The sequence below is a fragment of the Okeania sp. genome (assembly GCF_983059655.1).
On record NZ_CEZPJD010000094.1, the window covers coordinates 1 to 15,685 of the forward strand.

General features: G+C 34.8%; 10 protein-coding genes. 5 read left to right on the forward strand and 5 right to left on the reverse strand.

Going from position 1 to position 15,685, the window contains the following annotated elements:
* On the forward strand, positions 1-248 hold a 248-nt coding region (locus AC3DU7_RS08150), incomplete at its 5' end, for a pentapeptide repeat-containing protein (protein ID WP_488038851.1).
* 775 nt (positions 249-1,023) lie between these two features.
* Here the strand turns inward: AC3DU7_RS08150 and AC3DU7_RS08155 are convergent.
* Positions 1,024-4,242, reverse strand: a complete 3,219-nt coding sequence (locus tag AC3DU7_RS08155) for an efflux RND transporter permease subunit (protein WP_488038852.1) — start codon at positions 4,240-4,242, stop codon at positions 1,024-1,026.
* A gap of 434 nt (positions 4,243-4,676) precedes the next feature.
* Here AC3DU7_RS08155 and AC3DU7_RS08160 point away from each other — a divergent pair, with 434 nt between their 5' ends.
* A complete protein-coding gene (locus AC3DU7_RS08160; RefSeq protein ID WP_488038853.1) occupies positions 4,677-5,483 on the forward strand; it encodes a thermonuclease family protein in 807 nt (268 codons plus the stop codon).
* Between the two features lie 1,406 nt (positions 5,484-6,889).
* Here the strand turns inward: AC3DU7_RS08160 and AC3DU7_RS08165 are convergent.
* The 4 genes from AC3DU7_RS08165 to AC3DU7_RS08180 form a co-directional block, all read right to left on the reverse strand.
* Positions 6,890-7,156 carry a hypothetical protein gene (locus AC3DU7_RS08165; protein WP_488038854.1) on the reverse strand — a complete coding sequence of 89 codons (267 nt, stop codon included), beginning with the start codon at positions 7,154-7,156 and terminating at the stop codon, positions 6,890-6,892.
* Positions 7,157-7,240: 84 nt separating this feature from the next.
* On the reverse strand, positions 7,241-7,435 hold the full coding sequence (locus AC3DU7_RS08170; protein ID WP_488038855.1) for a hypothetical protein: 195 nt from the start codon (positions 7,433-7,435) through the stop codon (positions 7,241-7,243).
* 15 nt (positions 7,436-7,450) lie between these two features.
* Positions 7,451-9,220: a pentapeptide repeat-containing protein gene (locus AC3DU7_RS08175; RefSeq protein ID WP_488038856.1), complete on the reverse strand. Its 1,770-nt coding sequence runs from the start codon at positions 9,218-9,220 to the stop codon at positions 7,451-7,453.
* 229 nt (positions 9,221-9,449) lie between these two features.
* On the reverse strand, positions 9,450-9,965 hold the full coding sequence (locus AC3DU7_RS08180) for a GrpB family protein (protein ID WP_488038857.1): 516 nt from the start codon (positions 9,963-9,965) through the stop codon (positions 9,450-9,452).
* A 673-nt stretch (positions 9,966-10,638) separates the two neighbouring features.
* On the opposite strand from AC3DU7_RS08180, the gene AC3DU7_RS08185 reads away from it, so the two are divergent.
* The 3 genes from AC3DU7_RS08185 (at position 10,639) to AC3DU7_RS08195 (ending at position 15,554) form a co-directional block, all read left to right on the forward strand.
* On the forward strand, positions 10,639-12,849 hold the full coding sequence (locus AC3DU7_RS08185; protein ID WP_488038858.1) for a glycosyltransferase 61 family protein: 2,211 nt from the start codon (positions 10,639-10,641) through the stop codon (positions 12,847-12,849).
* A gap of 794 nt (positions 12,850-13,643) precedes the next feature.
* Positions 13,644-14,228, forward strand: coding sequence for a hypothetical protein (locus AC3DU7_RS08190; RefSeq protein ID WP_488038859.1), 585 nt, complete (start codon positions 13,644-13,646; stop codon positions 14,226-14,228).
* Positions 14,229-14,420: 192 nt separating this feature from the next.
* Positions 14,421-15,554 (forward strand): retropepsin-like aspartic protease, encoded by a 1,134-nt coding sequence (locus AC3DU7_RS08195; RefSeq protein WP_488038860.1) that lies wholly within the window; start codon positions 14,421-14,423, stop codon positions 15,552-15,554.
* The last annotated feature ends 131 nt before the right edge of the window (positions 15,555-15,685 follow it).

The following is a 15,685-nucleotide window of genomic DNA, read 5'->3' on the forward strand; positions in this document are numbered from 1 at the left end:
GTTATGCTGATATGAGTCGCACTAATTTACAGAAAGCAATTTTAATTGATACAAATTTGAGTAGTGCTAATTTAAGTGGTTCCGACCTCAAGAATACCGAGATAAATGGGGTTAATGTGAAGGATACTCGATTTTCTCTTGGTATTGGACTATCTGTAGAGATGAAGAGAGAGCTGAAACAGCAAGGTGCAATTGTTGAAGATTTGCCTACAGGACCTCATGCAAGTAGATTGTTTGCCACTCGGTAGCTTGAAAGTAGGGAGTTATTTCAGTTATCAGTTATCAGTTATCAGTTATCAGTTATCAGTAACTCCTGTCCTCTCTCTGCCTTTTCTGATAAAACCATACTCCTCAAGAGTCATCTTTAGATGACTTAAACTATTAGCCAAGGATTTCAATCCTTGGCAAACTTGGTGAACTTGACCGAAAAATCGTGGGTATGCGCCTCCCCTTTTAAGGGGATAAAAAGCGGTCGAGAGATGGCGAGGAAACCTCGCCATATCTAATCGACCAAGAGAAAAAATAATTCCGTACTTCAAGCCTCTTGCTTTCCTATGGAATGCTCCGCAAACAGCTAGAGGTACTGATAACTGATAACTGTTAACGCAGTTCCTCCGATAGGAGGCTAACTGATAACTGAAATGACGAACTTGGCAAACTTAGCGAACTTGGCGAACTTGACGAACCATGTCATCCGCCAAGAAATAAATTTCTTGGCTCAAAGCAGAAGTCATCTTTAAATGACTAAAGATAGCTAATTTGGCGTTGCTGAATTGAAGTATGAATGTGCGATTGTTTTGTTCTGCTCAAGCCCCCGCGCATCGGGGGAATTTTAGAGTTTTATTCCCCCCCAAATTGGGGGGTTAGGGGGGCAAAATCATACCCAGAATCAGCAATGCAGCTAATTTATTATGGCGTTCTTAATGAGACTTGATATGAGACAGTACTGATAACTGATAACTGTTAACGCAGTTCCTCCGATAGGAGGCTAACTGATAACTGAAATGACTGTTCCCTGCGGTATTATTTTTTCACTTCTTTCACCCCATCCTTAACATAACTTGCCTTACCATTACCATTTCCGTTAGTATAACCATTACCATTGCCATTAGAAAAACCATCCATCTCATAACCCCCTGCAAACTCTTCAGCAGATTTATGAAATAAACGTGACTGTAAACCCTTCGCCATTACATAAAAGATCGGCACTACATACAAACTCAAAATTGTAGAAACCAACATACCGCCCATAACCGACATCCCAATTGAAACCCGACTGGCAGCACCTGCACCAGAAGCAAAAGCTAATGGCATTACCCCGAAAATGGTAGAAAATGCCGTCATTAAAATTGGACGAAATCGCAAACGGGATGCCTCAACCACAGCTTTAGTAATAGACATACCATCTGCCAATAACTGATTAGCAAACTCCACAATCAAAATAGAGTTCTTCGTTGCTAAACCAATCAACATAATCAACCCAATTCGACTATAAACATTCACTTCCAACTGCGCCAACCACAACGCTCCAAAAGCACCCAACAAAGATAACGGTACTGCCAACAAAATCACCACCGGGTCAATATAACTCTCAAATTGAGCTGCCAACGTCAAGAAAATAAAGATCATTGCCAAGCCAAAAATAAACGCCGTCGCTTCACCAGCATCTCTAAACTGCGCTGAATCACCTTTTAAATCAGTTCGCATATCAGCAGGTAAAATCCGGTCTGCCAAATCATCCAACACTTGTAACGCCTCACCCAGACTCACCCCTGGTGCCGGACTTCCTTGAATAGTTGCTGAACGAAATCTATTAAAATGATTAATCTGAGGAGGAGTGGTTGTCGTACTTACTTTCACCACGTTACTCAAAGGTATCATCGCCCCTTGTTCGGTTCGTACATACAAATCATCAATATCTTGAAGACTCTCGCGAAACTGTTCCTCAGCTCGTACAATTACATCATAACGTTGATTTCCTTGGGTAAAGTTAGTAATATCCTCCCCACCCATCATTATTTGCAATGTTCGCGCAATATCCTGCACCGACACACCTAAATTAGATGCCTGGGCACGGTCAATTTCTACCGATATCTCTGGTTTATTAATTTTCAAATCTGTATCAATATTATTCAACTGGGGTAACTGTTGCGCTTCAGTGGTAAATTCTTCAGAGACTCGTGCTAATTCTTCTAAATCATTTCCCTGCAACACAAATTCTACTGGTTGACTGCGCCCTCTACCAGGCAATGAACCGGGGTTAATTGGAAATACTCGTCCATCAGTAATGGGAGCAAAGGCTCCAAACAACCGTTTAACAATTTCTTGTTGTGCTTCCTCTGGTTTCCGGCGTTCCGACCATGGTTTGAGGTTGGTGAAAGCAAAAGCTCGGTTAGCTTGGGCAGATCGACCAAATCCAACAATACTGAAATAACCTCTCATTTCAGGTACTTGAGAGAGTTTATCTTCTACCTGACGCATGACGTTATCAGTATATTGAACACTTACACCTTCTGGTGCAGAAACAGATACAAATACTCGCCCTCGGTCTTCTGTGGGCAAAAATCCTTGGGGTAGTTGTTGAAATAGCCAAAAGATTAACCAGAAAGAAAGGACAAATCCTAAAATTATTAATGGCTTCATTCTCATCAACAGACGCAATGAGCGATCGTACATTGCTGAGATGCGACTTAGAGCATAATCAAATAAATCTAGAGGAAGAGCAACCATGCGGGAAAGGAAATTTTTATGTTCTTTTGGCTCATGTCTTTTTAATATTCGCCCTGATAAGGTTGGTGCTAAAGTCAAAGCAACGAAGGTGGATAATACTACTGAGACGGCAATAGTTAGAGCAAATTCATTAAATATTTGCCCTGTAGAGCCTCCAGAAAATCCGACTGGTAAGAATACGGCAATTAATACAACGGTGGTGGCAATGACGGCAAATACTACTTCGCTCACTCCTAACATGGCTGCTTGGATGGGAGTTTTACCTTCTTCTTGAATATATCTAACTATATTTTCTAAGACAACAATGGTGTCATCTACCACTAAACCTGTTGATAGTGTGAGAGCAAATAGGGTGAGGGTGTTGATGGAAAATCCCATAAAAAACATTACCCCAAAGGCACCAATGAGAGAAACGGGAATGGTGATGGTAGGAATGAGAGTTGCTCGCCAATCTCTCAGAAACGCATAGATAACTAAGACAACTAAACAAATTGCTAAAAATAAGCTTTTCCAAACTTCTTTGATGGCTACTTCCACAAATGTTGAGTAGTCAACGCTGATGTAATATTCCATTCCTTCGGGGAAATCTTGGGATAATTCCTTCATCTTGGTTTTAACGCCGTTGGCAACTTCTACGATATTTGCCCCTGAGAGTTTACTGATACCAAGACCTACTGCTGGTTTACCATTATAACGAGCAAGGGTGCGATCGCTCTCTGCTCCAATTTCTGCTCTACCAATGTCCCTAAGTCTGGTGAGGGAATTATCATCATTTCGTCTAACGATCAGGTTTTGATATTCTTCTGTAGTTTGCAGACGACCAAAAGTACGAATCGGGTATTCGGTCGATTTCCCTTCTATTCTCCCACTGGGAATTTCTACGTTTTGTCGTCTGAGTGCTTGCTCTAAATCTAATGCTGTAATATTTCGGGCAGCCATTTTTTTTGGGTCTAACCATAGTCGCATAGCATAGCGACGTTCGCCACCAATAAAAATACTACCTACTCCGTTGACAGTTTCTAAAACATTTTTAATGAATTTATCGGCGTAGTTACTTAACTCTAAGGAGGTGTATTTTTCCCCAGTTAAAGCAAGCCATATAATACGTTCATCGTCGCTACTTCGTTTAGAAACTACTGGCGCGTCAACTTCATCGGGAAGTCTTCTCATAGCACGGGAAACTCGACTACGAACGTCTTGAGCTGCTGCTTCTAGGTCACGTTCGAGTTCAAATTCAACATTTATGGAACTTGAACCTTCCCTGGTGCTGGAGGTCAGAGTTTTAACACCTTCGACACCGTTAATTTCTGCTTCGAGAATTTCTGTTACTTCTGTTTCTACTACTTCTGGGTTAGCTCCTGGGTAGCTAGTTTGCACGCTAACTACTGGAGGTTCAATAGTCGGAAATTCTTGCACTGGTAGACGGGTGTAACCTACTAATCCAATCAGGATAATTAGCAGGGAACATACAGAGGCAAATACTGGTTTTTTGATGAAAAAATTGGTAAACATTTTAGAAAGTCAAAAGTCAAAACCTAGAAGTCAAAAGTAATATTTTGACTATCATTAAGTCGTAAAATCTGATTACATCTTACAGCTTTATTAATAGACATCTCCAAAAATAAAAAATAAAATCAATTCTCACACAGAAGTTATCAATTCTTTCTCCCTAATACCTACTGCCTACTCCCTACTCTCTCTTTTCTGGAGATGTCTAATTGATAATGGATAATTACCTCTAGTTAAAACCGTTACGGAATTGAATGTCAGGAAATATTATTTCTTCTCTAGCTCAGGAAAGATGGGAGTGGGGCAGTAGGGGAGTAATCTTTTTGCTCTTGTTTGCCATACATTTCTATATCCGAAATATCGATTCAACGCCAATTACATAACCTCTCTATTTTTTCTAGTATCATTAGTAGACAGCTAGCAATTTTTAATTATTGATGAAAGAAATAATCAACAATATCTTAACTCGTCTGGGTGAAGTAAAATTACCAAGTCCGTCATATTTTGATAATCTCAAAACTTACACTGTGACAAAAGTATCAGATGCCGATACTTTTAATGTTATTTCTGATGAAGATAACCAGGACATGACTATACGTTTTGTTTATATTGATGCTCCAGAAACTCGTAAAGGTTGGGGAGATTCACAGGTAGAAAAAATGAATAGTAGATATGAAAATCAACTATATCGTAGTCAATTTCAGTGGGGAGAAAAAGGCACAGAGCGACTCCAAGAATTAATTGAAAAAAGTGGCAATCAAGTCAAACTTAAAGTTACTGGAGAAGAAAAACGACCAGGGCGATCGCCACGCTGTTTTGGTGAAGTTTATCTATTAGATGGTACTTTTGTACAGTATGTTTTAGTGCAGGAAGGCTTGGCTAGAATTTATTATGATTATATTAGCGAATGTCCAAGAGACACTGCAATAATGTTGTTATTAGCAGAAGCGGATGCTCAGATAAATAAACGTGGAATATGGCAAGAATCTCAGTCAGAATTTATTCCACCTTGGGTATTTCGTTCCCTGAAGAAAAAACAAAGGTCTTTTCTGAGAGATCTCAGTCAAGATATGAAGGAAGGTACAATTACTGAAGCCGATCTTGAGGCGAAATTTCAACTCAAATTACAGGAGCAAGACCAGATTTTATCAACTCTTTTTGAAGACTTGAAAAATGGTGTCATTACTCAGCCTGAGTTTGAAGATAAAGTTCAAGAAAAAGCTAATAACTTATTTGCAAAATAATTAATTTTGACAAAATATTCACATTATTGAAAAACTTTTTCTTTGTGGTTTTGCTCTAGCCCTTTTTGTGGGTAGCTCACAAATCTCAAAACATTGTACAATAGATAAATATGAAGCTCTGTCGAAAAACTATAACGTTGGAGTTTTTTTGATTAATCTATTCTATTGTTAGACTCAGACAAAAGATTCAAACCAGCCTCGGTACTTAAATTCAGTTACCCAGGGCGATCGCTATTTCAGCTCGGTGAAAATTTTCAAAACTATTGTACAATAGATAAATATGAAACTCCGTCGAAAAACTATAACCTTGGAGTTTTTTTTTAATTTATCTATTCTATTGTTAGAGTCAGTTAAAAGCCTAAAGTTATCCTCAGTGTAATAATTCAGTGGCAGTCTAAGCGATCGCTTTTGTGGGTCGGTGAAAAATTTCAAAACTATTGTACAATAGTAAATATCAAGCTCCATCGAAAAACTATAACGTTGGAGTTTTTTTTTAATTTATTTATTCTATTGCTAGAGTCAGTTAAAAGCCTAAAGTTATCCTCAGTGTAATAATTCAGTGGCAGTCTAAGCGATCGCTTTTGTGGGTCGGTGAAAAATTTCAAAACTATTGTACAATAGTAAATATCAAGCTCCGTCGAAAAACTATAACGTTGGAGTTTTTTTTTAATTTATCTATTCTATTGTTAGAGTCAGTTAAAAGCCTAAAGTTATCCTCAGTGTAATAATTCAGTGGCAGTCTAAGCGATCGCTTTTGTGGGTCGGTGAAAAATTTCAAAACTATTGTACAATAGTAAATATCAAGCTCCATCGAAAAACTATAACGTTGGAGTTTTTTTTTAATTTATTTATTCTATTGCTAGAGTCAGTTAAAAGCCTAAAGTTATCCTCAGTGTAATAATTCAGTGGCAGTCTAAGCGATCGCTTTTGTGGGTCGGTGAAAAATTTCAAAACTATTGTACAATAGTAAATATCAAGCTCCATCGAAAAACTATAACGTTGGAGTTTTTTTTTAATTTATTTATTCTATTGCTAGACTCAGACAAAAGATTCAAACCATCCTCAGTGCTTAAATTCAGTTGCCTAGGGCGATCGCTTTTGTGGGTCGGTGAAAAATCTCAAAACTATTGTACAATAGATAGATATGAAACTCCGTCGAAAAACTATAACGTTGGAGTTTTTTTTAATTTATCTATTCTATTGTTAGACTCAGACAAAAGATTCAAACCAGCCTCGGTACTTAAATTCAGTTACCCAGGGCGATCGCTATTTCAGCTCGGTGAAAATTTTCAAAACTATTGTACAATAGATAAATATGAAACTCCGTCGAAAAACTATAACGTTGGAGTTTTTTTGATTAATCTATTCTATTGTTAGAGTGAGGTAAAAGTCTGAATTTACTATAGCTATAGGTTTACACAAGCTGTCAGTAGGGAAAAAAGCTTAGAGACTTTTAACTCTTCTAATCTCTGTTTCTCCCACCAAGGCTCATCCTGAGAAAGTTCGTATTCCAGATTTCTCTTAAATTCCTCTTTATCAAAGTTATTACCGAATAAATACTCCTCAAATGCCATAAAATCTGCCAGAAGCTGCTTTTGCCAATCCTCTCGTATCGTTATTTTGCTGATGGCTCGTATACCTCCGACAAAGACATCCAAAGCTGCATTATCCATTACAACAATTGGTATAATTCCCCAAGGAAGATGACCCTCTGGTGTATTGGCAGGAGTATAGTAATTACTCCAAAGATTCTGAAATTAATTTGCTTGTTGATGTCCGAGTTTGAGGAAAATTGCTTCTAAGTCTTCTTGAGTACAATGGAAATTTGTGACTGGGATATTAGCAAGAATTAGCGATCGCAACAAAGTAGCAGCATCTTCGGAAGTTCCCGAAAATTGAACCTGTACTTGTCGATATTCCGGCAAAACTTCCGTAGAATTAGGATTTCGCAATGTTTAGGTACATTTTTATTCATGAGTGTCAAAATTACTAAAATTTGCACTGGCAAGATTCACAAATTCGCACTGTTTAAAATGACTTTTTTTAATATTACTTCCACTGAAGTTAGCTCCTGCTAAATTAATGTATTCAATAAAATTAGTATGTTGAAAATTTGCCTGGGTAAAATTAGAGTTAGACAAAACAACTCCTTGAAATGTAGCATTGGTGAAATTGGCTTGAGTACAATTTGCTTGAATCAATTGACTTAAATCTTCTTCTCCTTCAAAACCTACTCCTGCATCTACATCATAGCCAATATAAGCATTTTGAAAGTTAGCTTTTTTTAAGTTTGTTTGGTGCATACTAACATACATTAATTTGCTATAACTAAGATTTGCGTTTGATAAATCTGCATTATTAAAGTTAGTTCTATATTGACAATATACTCTGGTTAAATTAGTGTTTTTTAAATTAGCGCGGTCGAAGTTAGTACCATGAATTTTAGCGTTGGTTAAATTAGCATTTTCCAAATTTGCTCCTTGGAAGTTAGTATCTGATAAATTGGCATTTTTCAAATTGGAGTTACTAAAATCAATATTGCTTAAATCTAATCTGCTTAAATCTAATCCTACTAAATTAGCGTTAGTAAAATCTAATTTTTCTAATTCCTGTTTACTTAGTTGATGGCGACACAATTTGATTATTTGTAGTAATTTTTGGTCAATTTTTGTATTTGTATCTATAGTAAATTCTGTAAAATTCATCCCTTCAAAAACAGTGTTTGTCAAATTGGAGCTGGAAAAGTTAATATCTTTAACAAAAATAAAAAAATCGCTAAAAACTGCTTGATGTAGATCGGCATTAGTGAAATTAATTTGAGAAAAATTATCTGGGTCGCTACTTAAATAATCTTCATCGGTACAATCAAATTTGGTTTTAATTAAACTAGCATTTTCAAAATTAGTTTTGGATAAACCATAAAAGTTTATAATTGCTTGATTCAAATTTGCTTTCTGAAAATTAGTTTGCGAGATGAACACATCAATAAACCGAGCCAGTTTTAAGTCAGCATTTTGAAAGTTAGTTTTCCATAATTCTATATCGCTCCAATGACTGCTAATTAAATTAGTATTCGTAAAGTTAGTTTCTCTGATATTAATGCTATCTAATGAAATTTTTTGTAGATTAGCATTTGTAAAATTAGTTTGATTTAATTGACAATTTTCTATCTTAGCTTGAGTTAAGTTGGCTCGATAAAAGTCTGTTTGTGTGAAATCATTTCTATCAAAATTACCATTAGCTAAAATAGAATTTTCTAAATTTGCTTGATTTAGTAGACAATTATATAAACAAGCATGACTAAGATTAGCTTGAGATAAAATTGCTCTTGTTAAATTAACTCTATTCCAATCGACATTTGTCAGAGTAGCATCAATTAAATTAGTTGCAGTTAAATTACTATTCAGGAAGCTAGAATTGGCTAAATTTGCTTTTTCTAAATTTGCTTGCTCGAAGCTACAATCACATAAAAAAGAATCGCGAATATTTGCTTGAGCAAAATTGGCATTGTGGAAATTGATAGAACGTAATTCAGCTCCTTCTAAATTAGCTCCCGATAAATTAATATCTCTTAAATAGAGCTTTTTTTGATTTAAATCAATTTTTTCTATAGTACTTGTAGGAATTATTTCATTCAAATTAATTTGAGTATGATTTAATTTAATTCCTTGCAAGTCAGCGCCAGAAAAATTTCTTTCTCCGGCGAAATATCTTTGTAGTAATTCTGTTATATTCATGACATTTTTCAATAGAAATATTCGGAAAAGGGGGAGTAGGGAACCCACCCCTAACCCCTCCCAGGAAGGGAAATAATTAATGAATAAGAGTGCAATAATTGATTTGATTTTTGATTGTTCGAGATATCTATCTATAGTAATTAAATAATTAAATATCAATATCCTAACTTCTTTGTCTAAAAACCCTACCTTTGCTAATATTAATCGCTTCTATATGTGAAAATTATTATTACTGAAGTCGTGCTTTTTCCATAACAGACTTAATATAATCCGTTTTTCCTGTTGTGTATGCTTCTCGATCGCTCGAAAAGCGTTGAGCAAGATTACGTTTGAATTTTGCATAGCGTGCTGCTTCATCGGGGTGCTGACAAAGATAGTCTCGAAATATTAAACACTCCCATTGTATGCTGTCTGCTTCGACTATATGGACATGATGAGTGCGTGGGCCGTTAGGTGGCAGACCTTTGACAAAAAACATCCGTTGAGGGTCGGGGTTATCAAACCAATATTCATATCCCAAGAGTTTTAACTGAGGAATAGCTATTTGTTTTGCTTCCTCAAGTGAAGATACTTCAATCAATAAATCAATAATAGGTTTTGCAGCTAAACCTGGTACTGATGTGCTGCCAAAATGTTCGATACGATTAATCAGAGATTCTCCTAAAACCTCACGGATGTGTGTAGCTTCTTGCTGAAACATAAATTTCCAGTCTGGATTATATTCGACGATAATAATTTCATCCATTTATCTATAGCAATCCTATTTTATTTGTGTATAAAAATCTTACTGTTTTTAGGGAACAGGGAACAGGTAAGAGTTTCAGTTTTTTTATCTACAAGTAAACTCTGATTAGAATTTTATTCTATGCAACTTCTTATGAATTTGGCATCTACCAATAGACATCTCCAGAAAAGAGGGAACAGGGAACAGGGAACAGGGAACAGGGAACAGAGAAGAATAATTGATAATTTATGGATAAGAATTGATTTTATTTTTAATTTTTGGAGATGTCTAATATAATACCAATATAGCGTTTATCAACCTAATGAGGTACACCTAAACCTATCTTTAATTTGTCTTCTATTCTCTGTTGCCTAGCTATGAATATTAATAATTCCCAAAAACAAGCATTTGAATATTTAGTAAAAAATGATTATAGTCAGGCAATAAATTTATATGAAAGTTGCATTCAGGTTAATCCAAATATTAAGTCAAATTATTGGTATTAAAGAGGAAACAGGGAACAGGGAACAGGGAACAGGGAACAGATAAGAATAATTGATAATTTATGGATAAGAATTGATTTTATTTTTAATTTTTGGAGATGTCTAATATAATACCAATATAGCGTTTATCAACCTAATGAGGTACACCTAAACCTATCTTTAATTTGTCTTCTATTCTCTGTTGCCTAGCTATGAATATTAATAATTCCCAAAAACAAGCATTTGAATATTTAGTAAAAAATGATTATAGTCAGGCAATAAATTTATATGAAAGTTGCATTCAGGTTAATCCAAATATTAAGTCAAATTATTGGTATTTGGGATTAGCTTTACTTTTGCAAGGAGAAGAATTTGCTGCTCAAGCTGTTTGGATGTCGGCAATGACGGAGGCAACTCCAGATGAATTTGATGTCTGGATGATGGAGTTAATTGAAATATTAGAAACTACAGCAATTCAATACCTTAATTCGGGAAAGTTACAACTGGCAGAAAAAATTTATTGGCAAATTCTTGAAGTCAATAATACTGAAGCAGAAATTTATTATAATTTGGGCAATGCTATTGCTTATCAAGGCAGAGAAGAGGAGGCAATAGAATGTTGGCAAAAAGCAGTTGAACTCCAGCCAGATTTTTTAGCTGCTTATCAAAGTTTGGCAAGTTTATTTCAGAGACTCAGAGAATTTAAGAAAGCTATCTCTTATTATTTAAAGATGCTGGAAATTCAACCCAACAGTCTCGAAATTTATGAAAATTTGGGGTTGTGTTTTTCTGCAATGAATTATTTGGAGGAAGCAAAAGCTTGTTGTCAGTCATCTCTAAAAATTCAACAAAATTATACGCCTGCTTGGGGAAATTGGGGAATTATTCTGTTAAAACAGGGGAAGCTAGAAGAAGCGATCGCTCGCTTAAAAACTGCTGTTGAAACACAACCAAATTTTATTCAAGCTTATCTAAATTTCGATGGAAAAATTACCTCTCATGCTAGCTTATTCACAGCGTTACAAAATCATCAGGATGCAGAAATTTATTTGGAGTTAGGTAAAATTTTAATTGCCAATAAAAGTTTGAAATTAGTAGTGAAAGACCAAATATTAGATGTCGGTTATTTATGTCTGCAAAAAGCTAGGGAAGTCAAACCAGAAATAGGGGTAAAAATTGATAGTATTCTCAATCAAGAACAACCACCAAAAACTAATCCTCAGCAAAATATTTCTCAAGTCAAACCACCTACAGGATTTTATGAATCAACTTGGGAATGGGCAGTTACTCAAGATTTAGAAACAAGTAACTATATCAATATTTATCCTGAAAATTTCCTACAACTTAAACCCCCCATTACACCAGATAACTCAGTACATTTTAGTTTTAGATTTGGCAATCAAATTAAATTACCTGCAACATTTGTAGCAATTATTCCAGAGGGCAGATTTTGGATAGATGAAACGAATTTTCAAACTGCCATTATTACATCAGAAAATCCAGAAAACCAAGAAAGTAAAATATTAGGAGATGTCTCGCCAAAATTTCCTATTCTCAGCCCAGACTCTCCAGAAAATCATCCCAGTAAACATTCTATTTTTTCCTTAAAAACTTTACCTCCGATTCAGAATATTGAAGGCACAGTAGCAGTTTTATCCGGAATATTTAATAATAACTACTTTCACTGGATGTTTGATATTTTGCCCAGAATTGAATTATTGCGTCAAAGTAGAATCAATTTTAACAAGATAGATAAATTTTTAATTAACTATCAGCTTCCATTCCAGCAAGAAACCTTAAAAATGATAGATATTTCTGAAGCAAAAATCATCGAGACTGAAAAACATCAACATATTCAAGCAACAAAATTAATCGTTCCTTCTTTTCCTGGTTCTGTTGCTTGGATGCCAAAATGGGCTTGTGATTTTCTCAGAAAAGAATTTTTGCCACCTTCAGAAAGTGCTGAAAAAATAGACCGGATATATATCAGTCGAAAACAAGCAAATAATCGCCGAATTATTAACGAAGATGAAATTATTGATTTATTAACTAAATTCGGTTTTCAAAGCATAACTTTAGAATCAATGTCTGTCACAGAACAAGCATCATTATTAGCTAATGCCAAGGTAGTAATTTCTCCTCATGGTGGTGGTTTAACTAACTTAGTATTTTGTCATCCCGGAACCAAAGTAATCGAAATATTTTCTCCTAACTATATATATTCTTGTTATTGGTTAATTTCTAACTTAGTCGGTTTAGAATATTACTATCTATTAGGAGAAAATCCCCTCGGTTTTTCCTTTCATGAACTTCTTTCACCAAACCATCGTCTAGAAGATATTTTTGTTAATATAAATCATTTATTAGAATTGATGAAATTTGTAGGAATAGTGCCGCTACGCGGAAGTTATTTGCCCCCATAGCCCCCCAACTTTGGGGGTAACAAGAGTCAATTTGCTTCTCAAAGTCCCCCAAAATTGGGGGATTTAGGGGGCTTGGATGTAGTAGTGGAATGACACACCTTAAATAGTGCAACAGTCCACTACAGGAAAATAATTGATTTTATTTTTTATTATTGGAGATGTACATAGCGTTTTTCAGGCTAATGAGGTACACCTATCTTGATTTCTTTTCCCTGTTCCCTATTCCCTATTCCCTATTCCCTAAAACAAAATAATTTTGTACCTAACCATTATTGGAATTGCTATAATAAACATCTCCTAAACAGAATATCGACATAATAATTAACAAATATGAACAAATTTTGGAGTATTATAGCTCTTATTTTCAGCTCTATTAGCTGCCAAATTTTTCTCCATAATTTACTGATATCAAAACCTATTATTTTTTCGCAAAATTTAGCTCTAGCTAATCAGATCTATGCAATACTTCTCAAACAACTTCTAAATTTCCCGAAATATTGTTTTGACAGGAAAAATATGGATGTTTTGATGTGCTTACCTCAATAATGCTTTTGCTGACTGATTATATAGCAATATGAAATTATTCGTGAGAAAAAATTGTAGGGCTTTGGCCTCTAAATCCCTTGAAGCTTGGGTTTGGAAACCAAACCCCTACGATAAAATCTTACAACCTATTAGGATTGCTATATCAGTATTTTGAATTATTGCATAACTGAGATATTCCCAAGAAATAAGTAGCTTATAGATGAACAAAAAGATTCAAGCTAGAATTTATTCATTAGTTTTAAGGGAACTTGATTATGACTATACTTACGATACTTCTGATGCTCTTTGGTATTTTTTTTCTAGGTCTGGTATTTCTCCTAGCAGTATTTTTTTTGCTTTCCTATGTATGGGCACAACGTTTATTGAGGAAATTTGACGGGAAATCTAATCAGAGTCAGAATAATGGTGAGATAATAACCTCAGATATTGAAAATTTTGATCCTTTTGATGCTTTTTCTGATTTTCCAATTTTAGGAAATTTCTTCAAAAAACAATTTGCTAATATGAAAGATGGAATAAACTATTTTAATAATTCAATTCCAAAAATTCTATATTACTGGAACCCTCAATATTTGAGAATAAACGCCACACAACACTTTCTTAACTCCCTAGAAATAGGGGAGCCAGAAAAAAGTTTTCAGAATCATTTATATAACCTGGGTAAACTTAGAGAGTATAAAGGTATAAGCCATGTCGAAGGAAATTATTATCTTGCTGAAGCAGCCTTTGAAAAAGGATTAGCTCAGATTCAAGTTGAGCTTATAAAAAATGAAGACAAATGGCTTATAAATAACTTTATAGTTAATTATTTGTTTCAGCTTCAAAGTAACTAATCAAGAAAATGGAAGTAGAATTAAGCACAATTCTGAAATGACTCTTTTTTAAGGTTTAGATATAAATGAGGTACACCTATCTTAATTTATTTTCCCTATTGCCTAAAACAAAATAATTTTGTACCTCACCATTATTGGAATTGCTATAATAAACATCTCCTAAACAGAATATCGGCATAATAATTAACAAATATGAACAAATTTTGGAGTATTATAACTATTATTTTTAGCTCTATTAGTTGCCAATTTTTTCTCCATAATTTAGTTATATCAAAACCTATTATTTTTTCGCAAAATTCAGCTATAGCCAGTCAGAAATACAGTAGGGTACATGGCAACAGACCCAAACAAAATATAGAAGACAATAAAGAACTTTATTTAAGTCCTAAAATTGTAGAAAATACTATTCATAAATATAGAAAAATTGGAGCTATTGTAGAATTAGAAGGTCTAAATTTGCCCCGCCCAAAAGTCACAGGTAAAGCAACTATACCTTTGCAATTTTTAGCAGGAGGAACAGCTTTTACTTTAACAGCTACTCTAGGAAAAAAAACAGGTAATTTCTTATTAGATACTGGTGCTTCTACTTCTATTATTGCCACAGAAACTGTCAAAGAATTAGGTTTAACCGGAAAGCCAGTACCGCAAGAACTTTTAACCTATGCAGTAGCGGGAGATGAATGCCCAGAAATGAAAGCTAATTTGCATTCTTTACCTCTGTTAAAAATTGATAATGTTAAAGTAGAAGGGTTAACAGCTTTAGAATTTACTACTTCTGTCATGCCAGATGGATTATCTGGAGTTTTAGGAATGGATATTTTGAGTAATTTTGATGTAGAAATTTATCCTCAAACTCAAGAATTAAAATTATTGCCTCCTACTCCAATACCTCGTGCAAATATTGATGATGCTATTCCACTTCAAACTAAATTAGGTGTGATGTTAGCTGAGGTAGAAATTAATGGCAAAGGTCCGTTTATTTTTATGTTAGATACTGGGGCAGAAAGTATTTTTATTTCTCAAAAATTAGCTAATCAGTTAAATATTTCTGCTGCTGAAAGACAGGACATTCGAGTGCAAGGTTTTTGTGGCATAGAAATGGCAGAATATGCCTCTTTAGCTAAAGTGAAAATGGGAAATTATCAACTCACAAATTTAGAAACAGTGATTTTATCTTCTCCTGTATTGAAATTATTAGAAGTTGATGGAATTTTAGGGCAAAACTTTTTGAATAATTATCAGCAATATTGGCGGTTTAGTAACAAAAATTCTAAAAAGCTTCTCATGGAGGGAAGTTTATTGTTGATTCCTTTTAACAAACTTTGATTTACTGGAAGAAGGAAGAGGCAAGAAGGAAAAATATTGCGTTGTCTAATTTTAAGTAAGCATTTCCTGCGGAATACTGCGCAAACAGCTCTCAGCAGTCAGCACTTCCCTACAGGATGCTACGCAAACAG